The organism is Streptomyces sp. NPDC051776 (genome assembly GCF_040681345.1).
GTDB lineage: Bacteria > Actinomycetota > Actinomycetes > Streptomycetales > Streptomycetaceae > Streptomyces.
Genome location: NZ_JBFAYQ010000084.1, coordinates 1 through 11,657 on the forward strand (window position 1 = coordinate 1; position 11,657 = coordinate 11,657).

4 protein-coding genes and 1 pseudogene are annotated in these 11,657 nt (G+C 66.4%); all 5 read right to left on the minus strand.

What is annotated here, in order from left to right:
* Positions 1 to 73: 73 nt before the first annotated feature.
* Positions 74 to 2,413, minus strand: a complete 2,340-nt coding sequence (locus AB0M26_RS30220; RefSeq protein ID WP_365265984.1) for a Helicase associated domain protein — start codon at positions 2,411 to 2,413, stop codon at positions 74 to 76.
* A gap of 1,095 nt (positions 2,414 to 3,508) precedes the next feature.
* Complete coding sequence (locus AB0M26_RS30225; protein ID WP_365265978.1) at positions 3,509 to 6,853, minus strand: hypothetical protein; 3,345 nt, start codon at positions 6,851 to 6,853, stop codon at positions 3,509 to 3,511.
* Positions 6,854 to 7,037: 184 nt separating this feature from the next.
* Complete coding sequence (locus tag AB0M26_RS30230; RefSeq protein ID WP_365265980.1) at positions 7,038 to 7,220, minus strand: hypothetical protein; 183 nt, start codon at positions 7,218 to 7,220, stop codon at positions 7,038 to 7,040.
* Positions 7,221 to 7,513: 293 nt separating this feature from the next.
* The gene (locus AB0M26_RS30235) at positions 7,514 to 10,561 is read right to left on the minus strand and encodes a hypothetical protein (RefSeq protein ID WP_365265982.1); all 3,048 of its coding nucleotides are present in this window, start codon (positions 10,559 to 10,561) and stop codon (positions 7,514 to 7,516) included.
* 508 nt (positions 10,562 to 11,069) lie between these two features.
* Positions 11,070 to 11,657: pseudogene (locus AB0M26_RS30240) on the minus strand (hypothetical protein); the annotation flags it as partial.

The following is an 11,657-nucleotide window of genomic DNA, read 5'->3' on the forward strand; positions in this document are numbered from 1 at the left end:
AAACAGGATCAGGCTGCCCATCAAGATCAGCACTCATGTCCACCGTGACTGTCGCCAACCCCCACCTTCGTGCTCATGCAGAGAGTCGTCCAACAGTCTTGGTGTTGGACAGGAATACCCCGAGTTTGACTTCGGTGCCGTCTTCGAGCCGTTCTACGTGCCCCCTGGGGACGGTCACAGAGCCTGTTCGGGCTTTGTACTGTGCCAGGGCCGCAACCCCCCGCTCGAAGGCCCCTGAGCCGCCCCTGGAGGCCTTCACGGGCGCTTCCTGCTCGGGCGGTAGCGGCTGGATGCCGAGCTGGGCCATGAGCTCGCGCTGCCCGTCCTTCAGCCCTTCCCAGGCCGTGTGCTGGCGCTGCCGGTGGAGCCATTTGCCGATGTCCATCCCGTGGACCGTGACGCCGGGCGGGACGTCGACCGGGCCGGTCTCCTCGCGCAGGAGCTCGTGCAGGGCGGCGTAGTGGCGTTGCCAGTCCGCCGGCCAGGCCGGGTTCCAGTGCTCGTCCACGGCCTCCAGCGCGGCCTTCCACTCGGGCCGGTCCGCCAGCGCGCCGGGCCGGCGGAGGTTGGACAGCCACTGCCCAACAGGCCGGTCCAACGCGGTCGCCGACCGCGGCGCGCACAGCGTCCAGTGCTCCTCGTAGTAGGCACGAGCCGCTTCAAGGTTCTCCTGGAACCGCTCATCAGCCACCGACCACACCATGCCGAGTGCCTCCAGCCGCTCCGCGCGCTTGCCGACCATCTCCCCGGCCCCGTAGGCGCGCCGCTGCTCGGCGACCCACTGCCCGAGCGGGTAGGCGCCTTCCTTGTGCCCGTAGGGGACCCGGGCGTGGCCCTCGCGTTCGGTGTAGGTCTTGAGTTTGGCCCAGCCGCGGGCCCAGTCCTGCTTCTCGGTGTCGATCACGTTGAACGACACCCAGTCCGCGACCATCACCGGGTCCCGCGGGGCCGCAAAACGCAGCAGCAGCCGGGATTCTTCCTCACCATTGTCCGGCGCAGAACCGATATTCACGGACGGCTGCGCCACATCTTTCTGCGGTTCCTGCGGGACGGCGAGCAATTCGATGGCGTCTTCATCGTGTGCCCGCAGCCCTTGAAGCACATTCACCAACGGCCGGTACGAGCCGGAGGTGAACATGTCTTCCGGCTGCTCACCGGGCTGAAGGAATACCGGCACGATCAACGAGGCGAGCTTGCCTTCTCCCGGCTTCTGCCGCAGCGCCCGCCCGATGGCCTGGACGATGTCATGCGGAGCCCCCTTGGGATCGAGCAGCGCCACACAGTCCACCGCCCGAATGTCGACGCCCTCGCCCAGCACCCGGCAGTTGGAGAGCACCGCCCGCTGCGCGGTGGAGCCGAACGAGCCCAACACCCCCCGCCGCCGCTCGGGGACATGTTCGCCGCACAGCCAGTCCGCCCACACCCGCCTCGGATACGTCTCCGGGGCGTCGGCGTGCAGCTTCCCGGCCACGGCCACAAGGCCCTCGGCGTACGCCTGAGCCTCGATCGTCCGGTGATGGAAGGTGATGCAGGTCTGCAACCTGTGCTGGCTCATGGTGTGCAGCAACGCGGCCTGCAGTGCCCCGAGCCGCTGCCCCCGCACCTCCTCGCTACGCCGCTCCTCACCCATGAGCCGCTCAGGCGTGACCACCGGGTCCTCGAGCTCCATCACGATGATCTGGTAGCGGGCAAGCAGCCCCCGGGAGACCGCCGACGCCAGGCTGAGCTTGTAGAGCACCGGCCCGAACACGACCTCATCGTCCATCGAGGCCGCCATCTCCTTCGGCAGCGCATCCCGCACCCCCTCGGCCACCTCCCAGTGCGGGGGCCGCTCCTGCCAGATCCGCGGAGTCGCCGTCAGATACAACCGCCGCAACGCCGGAATGACGCCCTGGTCATGAATGGCCGCCCACGCCTTCCCCATCGACCCCGACGTCCGGTGCGCCTCATCCACCACAGCGAGGTCAAGCGAGGCCAGCTGCTGCCCGTAGAGGCCCTCGAAGGCCTCCGCCAGCACACCCAGAGACGCGTACGTCGCGTAGATGGTCACCGGCCCCTGGCCGTGCCACAACGCCAACTGCACGGGATTGGTGGTGGAGCGCACCTGCAGGTTCCACAGCTCCGGGTCGTCCCCGAGGCTGCACACCGCGACCGCCGGCCCGGTGTGCCCGGCCGCTCGCCACGCCTGGACGGTCTGGGTCAGAAGGTCCAGCGTCGGCACGAGAACGAGAATGCGGCCCTTGGGGACAAGGCGTTTCGCCGATGCCGCCGCGATGACGGTCTTTCCCGTTCCGCACGCGGCGTGCACCTGTCCGCGCAGGCCATGGAAGGGAATGCCGCCCGGCGGAACGTCGAGGCCGCGGACGATGGCGGCCACGGCCTCGATCTGATGGTCACGCAGTTTCACGACGATGCCCCGTAGACCGACCGGTGTGCGGCAGCTTCGGCCCTTTGCTTTGGGTTGCTGGTGTTTCACCGGGTCCACTCGTAGTCGCCGTCCGCGTCCCACACGGCGTCACGATCGCCCTCGAGCACGTCGTTTTCCTTGTCCTCGGTGAGGGCTTCGCGTGTCGTTCATGGCCCTCATGATGCCGCCACCTCCTGCCCCCGGGGGCGGATTTCACCGCGCCGCTCACCGGGTGAACAGATCGCCGCACCCAGGGTCGACATCCCCGCCCGCGGGCTGTTCTCGCACCGGCTTGGTCTCTTCTCTGGGCGGGTGGGCTCGGCTGGTGCTGTTGGGCGGTGAGCGGCTTGTTCCTTGAGTAGGGCCCCAGGGCTGGCGTGCTGCTGCCCCTTCTTGCTGAAGGTGTTGTGCCTTCAGCAAGAAGGGGCAGCGGTGGTGGCTGGGTCACGGTGCCGGGGTTGTTATCGGTAGTCCGAGCCGATGTTGGTGGAGCGGTCGATGGCGGCGCACCGGGTCTTCGAACTGCTGTTCGCGGTGGGCCTTCTGACCGCGGTCCGGTGCGGGCCAGGGGACAACAGCAGCGGCTCTGAGTCTCGGGCGGTGCCGACCGTGACGCTCAAAAGCGGGGAAAGCGTGGCCGGTCCCGGTGAGCGTGTGTGCGCGTGATACCCGCTGTCCCCGCTGTGATCAAGCACCGCCGCCACGCCGTGGATCCGTCCGAACGTACAGATCCGCTTCTTCGAGTGGGGTTGGCGGTATGCCGCCGCCCCCCTTGGTTGGAGGTGTTCCGTTTTCAGCAGCGGGCGTTGACCGTACAGACCCCGGCATGGCGAAAGGGCCTGTGTCCCGATCGGCTGCTCGGGACACAGGCCCTGGGCCCAGCCGGTGGCGGGTGCGCCCACTGGCTGGGGTCTTGGGCGGGTTTCCCCGCGAAGACCTTGGCGGTTCCGTTCAACGAGGGGTCCCGGGCGGGGTTTCACCTCGTTAGGCCGTTCGTGGGCCTCCGGCGCTCTGCCTGTGCGCGGCCCCGGCGTCCGGCGGCCGAGCCCGGGGCACCGGGTGGGCGTTGGGCTGCCGATGCACCTTGGTCTACCGGTAGTCCTAGCCGATGTTGGTTGAGCGGTCGACGGCGATGCACTGGGCCTTTGAGCTGCTGCCTGTGGCGGTGAGGGTGAGGTTGTTGGTGTTGCCGCAGCGGGTGTTCTGGCGGCCTTCTTGGGCGGTGTTCTGCTGGAAGAGGTCGGCTGTGGCGCTGCCGCCGGTGGCGCGGGCTCCGCCGCCGATGGTTTTGGTGTGGGCGTTGGTGGAGTGGTCGGTCTGCTTGCAGTTCACCTTGTACCGGCTGTTGTCGGTCAGGTCGATGTCGGTGTGGTTGCTGTTGCCGCAGGCCAGGTTCTGCCGGCCTTCCTGGGCGATGTTCTGCTGGAAGGCCTCAATGTCCTCGCCGGTGGTGCTGCCGCCGTTGGCTCGGGCGCCGCCGCCCTTGATGAAGGTCTTGTGGTTGAGGGAGCGGTCCTTGTTTTCGCAGCCGACCTTGGCCTGGCCGTCGCCGACATCGAGGGCCGTGTCGGTGAGCTCGCCGTTGATGCCGGCGCAGGTGTTGTTCTGGCGGCCTTCCTGGGCGATGTTCTGCTGGCCTACCTCAATGCCGTCGCCGGGACTGTCACTGCCTTCCGCTCGGGCGCCGCCCCCCTTCACCGTTGTCTTGTGGTTGACGGAAGCATCCTTGTTGTGGCAGCGCATCGTGGCCTGGCCGCCGGTGCCTACGTTGACGTCTGCGTCCTGGTTGATGTTGGTGCAGGCGTTGTTCTGGCGGCCTTCCTGGGCGATGTTCTGCTGGCCGAAGTCAACGTTGTCGCCTGTGGCGTTGCCGCCGCCGGCTCGGGCGCCGCCGCCCTTCACCGTTGTTGTGTGGTTGAACGAGGTGTCCTTGTTCCCGCAGCGACTGGCTAGCCGACCGCCGGTGACTTCAATGGTCTCGTCGTCGAAGTCGTTGATGTTGGTGCAGGTGTTGTTCTGCCTGCCTTCCTGGGCGGTGTTCTGCGTTTCCACCTCGGCGGCCGTGCTGCCGCCGAGGGCTCGGGCACCAGCACCCTTGACGGACGTGTGTTTGCTGAAGGAGGCGTCGGTGTTCCCGCAACGGCTCTCCAACCGGCCGCCCTCGCTCAGGTCGATGTCCGCGTCGGCGTTGGGGTTGTGACAGGAGTTGTTCTGCCGGCCTTCCTGGGCGATGTTCTGCTGGCTCACTTCGACGTCTGCGCCCGAGCCGCCGCTGGCTCGGGCGCCACCACCCTTGACGGACGTGTGTCTGCTGAAGGAGACATCCTTGTTCCCGCAGTGCCCGCTCACCCGGTCGTCGTCATCCAGTGTGAGGGCCGTGTCGTTGTTGGGGTTGTGGCAGGTGTTGTTCTGGCGGCCTTCCTGGGCGATGTTCTGCTGCTCCACAGTGGCGTTCGTGCCGCCGCCACCGCGAGTTCGGGCGCCACCGCCCTCGACAAACGTGTGTTTGCTGAACGAGCCGTCGATGTTCCCGCAACGGAACACCACCCGGTCGTCGTCATCCAGGTCGAGGTCCGAGTTGTCGTTGGGGTTGTGGCAGGTGTTGTTCTGGCGGCCTTCCTGGGCGATGTTCTGCTGCTCCACATCAATGCTGCCGCCTGTGGTGGAGCCGCCGCCTGCTCGGGCGCCACCGCCCTTGACGGACGTGTGTTTGCTGACGGAGTGGTCCTTGTTCCCGCAACGGAACACCACCCGGTCGTCGTCATCCAGGTCGAGGTCCGAGGAGTTGTTGGGGTTGTGGCAGGTGTTGTTCTGGCGGCCTTCCTGGGCGATGTTCTGCTGCTGCACATCGGCGTCCACACCTGTGGTGGAGCCGCCGCCTGCTCGGGCGCCGCCGCTCTTGACGGACGTGTGTTTGCTGAAGGAGTGGTCCTTGTTCCCACAACGGAACACCACCCGGTCGTCGTCATCCAGGAAGAGGTCCGAATCGGCGTTTTGGTTGGTGCAGGTGTTGTTCTGCCGGCCTTCCTGGGCGATGTTCTGCTGCTCCACATCGACCTCCGAAGCTGCGCCCGAGCCGCCGCCTGCTCGGGCGCCGCCGCTCTTGACGGACGTGTGTTTGTTGAAGGAGTGGTCCTTGTTCCCGCAACGGCTCTCCACCCGGTCGCCCTCGCTCAGGTCGATGCCCGAATCGGAGTTGGGGTTGTTGCAGGTGTTGTTCTGCCGGCCTTCTTGGGCCATATTCTGCTGTTCCACGTCGCTGCCGCTGCCGCCACTGGCGTGGGCCCCGCCGCTTTTGATGCGGCTGTGCTTGCTGAAGGAGGCGTCCTGGTTCCGACAGCGGATCGTTAGCTGGCTGCCGCCACTGCCCAGGAGGATATCCGCACCTTCTTCGGCGTTGGTGCAGTTGTTGTTCTGCCGGCCTTCCTGGGCGATGTTCTGCTGCCCGACCTGGACTGTGTCGCCTGCGGCGCCGGTGGCGTTGCCGCCGTGGGCTCGGGCGCCGCTGGCGTTGATGCGGGCGTGCTGGGTGAAGGAGGCGTCCTTGTTCTCGCAGTGCGCGGTCAGCCGACCGGTGTCCTCGAGCTCCGAGTCGCTGCCGAGGTTGACGCAGTTGTTGTTCTGCCGGCCTTCCTGGGCCATGTTCTGCTGGTCCACGAAAGAAGACGCGTTGCCGCCTTGGCCGGAGCCGCCGTGGGCTCGGGCCCCGCCACTCTTGATGAGGGTGCCTTTGGTGAAGGATGCGTCCTTGTTCCCGCACCGCAGCTTCACCTGAGAGTCGGCCAGGTCAATGACCGGATCGGTGAACTCGAAGCCGCGTTGGGGGTTGTTGCAGTTGTTGTTCTGCCGCCCTACCTGCGCGATGTTCTGCTGCCCCACCCCGACGAAGTCCGTGTTGCCGGCGCCGCCGGAGCCGCCGTGGGCTCGGGCCCCGCCGCCCTTGATGACCGTGGTGTGGGTGATGGAGTGGTCCTGGTCGGTGCACAGGCCCTCCAGCCGGCTGTTGTGCAGGTCGATGGGCGCGTTGTTGGGGTTGTTGCAGTTGTTGTTCTGCCTGCCCCACTGGGCGATGGTCTGCTCGGCCGCCAGTGTGCTCGATGAACCGCCCCTCGCGTGTGCTGGGCCGTTGTAGATGCGGGAGAACGCGGTCAAGGACCCGTCAGCGGTCACACACCGGCCCCTCCAACGGCTGTCGGTGAGCACCGTCTCATCAGCGTCTGCCCCCGAGTTGGGATTGTTGCAGTTGTTGTTCTGCCGGGCGGACTGGGCGATGTTCTGCTGGAAGACATCCCCGCCGGTGGTGGATCCTCCCTCCGCCCTGGCCTTCCCCTTCCCCCCATGACCGGGGCCGGTTTCGGCGTATGCCGCCCCGGACCCTGCCGCTACGCCCCATCCGCTGACTGCCAGGACCAGCATGCTGGCTGTCGCGATCTTGTGTGCCCGCACCCGGGGTGCCTCCCTTGCGCCTACATGTGATGACCCAATGCCGTCTCCTTTCTTTGAACTTTCACGGTGTTCCTTCCGTTATGGGCGCGTGGTGTTCCTCACCCCAACGGCCTCAGTCTGCGCAGTTCTGCGCCTGATGTGGTTGCCAGGCGCCTGCTGGTGAATTCTGAACTTTCGGAGGTATTCAAAAGATTTGTCGGGGGTCCTGAAGGTTTTCATCCCTGATCGCCAGGCGGTCTCGATGGCGTGAACGGCGGCGAGGTGTCGTACGACAGTGGTCGTCGTCCGTGTCCCATCCGGCGTCGCGGTCGCCGTCGAGTAGGTCGTTCACCTCGTCCTCGGTGAGGACTTCGCGCGTGTCGTTCATGGCCCTCATGATGCCCCGCCGTCTCCTGCCGCCGGGGGCGGTTTCACCAGCGTCGCTCCCCGGGTGAACAAAAGGGGGGGCCCACCCTGGTTCCGATCGGCTGCTCGGGGCCAGGGTGGGCCTTTTTGTCCTGCTTGTTGCGTGTTCCCACCCTCTTCCTTCTGGGTCGGGGTGGGCACGGCACCCGGAGGCCTGATGCTGGGAGGAACAGCGGAAGAAGACCTCCGTTCCTGGAATGGAACGAGGGCTCCGGGCGGGGCGGTGGCCGTGGGTGGTGCGCCTGGTCTACCGGCTTACCGGTTGATCGTGGCGATGTTGGTGGAGCGGTCGATGGCGGTGCACCGGCCCTGCAAGCGGCTGCCGGTGTCGGCGGTGATGTCGAGGTTGTTGATGTTGTTGCAGTTGTTGTTCTGCCGGCCTTCTTGGGCGGTGTTCTGCTGATTCATGGTGGCGCCTGCGCTGCCACCGCCCTCGGCGTGGGCGCCGCTGCCGAGGTCCGCACTGTGGAGGTTGGTAGAGCCGTCCACCGTCTTACAGCTCACGTCCGACCGGCCTCCGGTCAGCTCGATATCCGTGTCGTTGGCGTTGATGTTGTTGCAGTTGTTGTTCTGCCGGCCTTCCTGCGCCACGTTCTGCTGGTTCACATCAGCAGTCGTGCTGGAGCCGCCTTCGGTGCGGGCACCGCCGCCTTTGACCCACGCGTGCTTGCTGAAGGAGAAGTCCTTGTTCGCACAATGCGCCCTCGCCCGGCCCCCGGTCACCGTGAGTGTCGCGTCGGCGTTGAGGTGGTTGCAGTTGTTGTTCTGCCGGCCTTCCTGCGCCACGTTCTGCTGGGCCACGCCGCCTGTAGTGGAGCCGCCTACTGTACGGGCGCCGCCGCCCTTGACCCACGTGTGCTTGCCGACGGAGACGTCCTTGTTCCCGCACCGGAACGCCGCCCGGCCACCATCCTGCACGGTGATGTCTCCGCCGCTGTTGAGGTTGCTGCAGTTGTTGTTCTGCCGACCCTCCTGCGCCACGTTCTGCTGTTCCACGAAGGCGGCGCCGGCGCCGCCTTCGGTACGGGCGCCGCCGCCCTTGACCCGCGCGTGCTTGCTGAAGGAGAAGTCCTTGTTCCCGCAACGCGTCGTCAACCGGCCGGCATGCACCTCGGTGTCCGAGTTTTGGTTGGCGTTGTTGCAGTTGTTGTTCTGCCGGCCTTCCTGCGCCACGTTCTGCTCTGTCACGCTGCTTGTGGTGGAGCCGCCTTCGGTGCGGGCGCCGCCGCCCTTGACCCGCGCGTGCTTGCTGAAGGAGAAGTCTTTGTTCCCGCACCGGAACGCCGCCCGGCTCCCCTCGTCCACGGTGAGGGGCGAGTCGCTGTTGGCGTTGTTGCAGTTGTTGTTCTGCCGGCCTTCCTGCGCGGTGTTCTGCTGATCCACGCTGCTTGTGGTGGAGCCGCCTTCGGTGCGGGCGCCGCCGCCCTTGACACGGGTGTGCTTGCTGTACGAGCCGTCTTTGTTCCCACACCCCGCCCCCAGTCGGCCAGCATCCTCCACGGTGATGTCTGCGTTCAGGTTGGCGTTGTTGCAGTTGTTGTTCTGCCGGCCTTCCTGCGCGGTGTTCTGCTGTCTCACGTTGCCTGTGGTGGAGCCCCCTTCGGCGTGGGCGCCGCCGCCCTTGACCCGCGCGTGCTTGCTGAAGGAGAAGTCTTTGTTCCCGCACCGGAACGCCGTCCGGCTCGCATCGTCCACGGTGATGGCAATCTCGTTGGGGTGGGCGCAGTTGTTGTTCTGCCGGCCTTCCTGCGCGGTGTTCTGCTGTGTCACGCTGCTTGTGCCGCCTTCGGCGCGGGCGCCACCGCCATTGACCCACGTGTGCTTGCTGTACGAGCCGTCCTTGTTCCCACACCGAACCCCCAGCCGACTACCAGCGTCCACGTCAATGGTCGAGTCGTTGGGGTTGGCGCAGTTGTTGTTCTGCCGGCCTTCCTGCGCGGTGTTCTGCTGCGTCTCACTGCTTGTGCTGCCTTCGGCGCGGGCGCCACCGCCCTTGATGTGGGTGTGCTTGGTGAAGGAGCCATCCTTGTTCCCGCACCACACCGCATACCGGCCCTCCGTCACGGTGATGCCCGTCGAGTTGTGGGTGTTGCAGTTGTTGTTCTGCCGGCCTTCTTGGGCCACATTCTGCTGATCCAAGGTGGTCGTGCTGGAGCCGCCTTCGGCGCGGGCGCCACCGCCCCTGATACGGGTGTGCTTGGTGAAGGAGAAATCCTCCTGCGTACAGCGGCCCTCCAAGCGGCCCCCGTCCACATCGATGTCCGCGTTTTCGTTGGGGCTGTGACAGTTGTTGTTCTGCCGCCCCTCCTGCGCCACGTTCTGCTGCTCGACGGTGGAGACCGTGCTGGAGCCGCCTTCGGCGCGGGCACCACCGCCCTTGACCCACGTGTGCTTGGTGAAGGAGAAGTCCTTCTGCGTACAGCGCTCCTCCAACCGCCCCGGGTCCACCGTGATGTCAATCGTGTTGGGATTACTGCAGCTGTTGTTCTGCCGGCCTTCCTGAGCCACGTTCTGCTGCTGCAGGGTGGAGGCGGTGCTGGAGCCGCCTTCGGCGCGGGCGCCGCCGCCCTTGACACGGGTGTGCTTACTGAACGAGCCGTCCTTGTTCCCGCACCGCGCCTCCGCCCGGCCCTCCGTCACCGTGAGGCCCGAGTCGCCGTTGGCGTTGCGGCAGTTGTTGTTCTGCCGCCCCTCCTGCGCCACGTTCTGCTGGGTCACGGTGTCGCCTGTGCTGGAGCCGCCTTCGGCGCGGGCGCCACCGCCCTTGACGAACGTGTGCTTGCTGAAGGAGAAGTCCTTGCCGGTGCAGCGGCCCTCCACCTGGCTGGTGTCCAGCGTGATGGGCGAGTTGTTGGGGTTGTGGCAGTTGTTGTTCTGTCTGCCGCGTTGGGCGGTGTTCTGCTGAATCAGGGTTGCGGTCGATGCGCCGCCTTGGGCGTGGGCGGGGCCGCCCTGGATGCGGGAGAAGGCGGTGAGGGAGCCGTCGGCGGTGACACACCGGCCTGTTGCCCGGCTGTTGGTGAGCGAGATCGTCTGATCCTCTGTGTTGGGGTTGTTGCAGTTGTTGTTCTGCCGGGCGGACTGCGCAAGAACCTGCTGGAAGAGAGCCCCGCCCGCGGCCGACCCACCCTCCGCCCGCGCCTTCCCTCGCACCCCGTAAGCGGGACCCTTGTCGGCGGTCTTCGCCTTCCCACCTCCGTGGGCGGGGCCGTTCTCGGCGAACGCTGTCCCGGTTCCTGCTCCGCCCCATCCGCTGACTGCCAGGACCAGCATGGTGGCTGTCGCGATCTTGTGTGCCCGCACCCGGGTGCCTCCCTTGCGCCTATATGTGATGTTCCAATGCCGTCTCCTTTCCTCAACTTTCACTGTGTTCCTTCCGTCATGGGCCCTTGGTGTTCCTCACCCCAACGGCCCCCACCCCCGTCCAGTTCTGCGCCTGATTTTGGTCGCCGCTGGCGAATTCCGAACCCCCGGGAGGGATTCAAAAGATTTGTCGGGGTTGGTGAAGCCTGTTGATAAAAGACAGCGCCCTGGCCCCGATCGGCTGCTCGGGGCCAGGGCGCTGTCTTTTATCCGGCGTTCCCACTTTCCCTCTGGGCGAGAGTGGGTAGGCACCGGAGGCTTCACAGGGCTCGGCTGAAGGAGGAACAGGCCGTGAAGGCCTCGGTTTCTTCAACGAGGGGTCCCCGGGTGGGGTTTCACCTCGTTAGGCCGTTCGTGGGCCTCCGGCGCTCTGCCTGTGCGCGGGGCCGGCGTCCGGCGGCCGAGTCCGGGGTACCGGGTGGGCGTTGGGCGGCCGGTGCACCTTGGTCTACCGGTATTCGGTGTGGATGTTGGTGGAGTGGTCGATGGCGGTGCAGGGTGTGGTGCTGCGGGAGCTGCCGGTGGTGGTGAGGGTGAGGTTGTTGGTGTTGCCGCAGTGGGTGTTCTGTCGGCCTTCTTGGGCGGTGTTCTGCTGGAAGAGGTCGGCTGTGGCGTTGCCGCCGGTGGCTTTGGCTCCGCCGCCGATGGTTTTGCTGTGGGCGTTGGCGGAGCGGTCGACCTGCTTGCAGTTCACCTTGTACCGGCCGCCTTCGGTCAGGGTGATTTCCGTGTTGTTGGTGTTGCCGCAGGCGATGTTCTGTCGGCCTTCTTGGGCGATGTTCTGCTGGCCCACCTCAATGATCTCGCCTGTGGGGCCGTTGGCGTTGCCGCCGTGGGCGCGGGCACCGCCGCCCTTGATGAGCGTCTTGTGGTTGAAGGAGTGGTCCTTGTTCTTACAGCGCACGTCTACCTGGCCGCCCGCGTCCAGGTCGATGGTCGCATCGTGGTTGGCGGTTGCGCAGACGGTGTTCTGCCGGCCCTCCTGGGCGGTGTTCTGGTGGCCGAGGTCAACGTCGCCGGTGCTGTCGCCGCTGCT

Excerpts from the sequence above, each read along its gene's own strand:
- AB0M26_RS30230 (WP_365265980.1), bottom strand. The coding sequence starts at position 7,220 with ATGAACGACACGCGCGAAGTCCTCACCGAGGACGAGGTGAACGACCTA.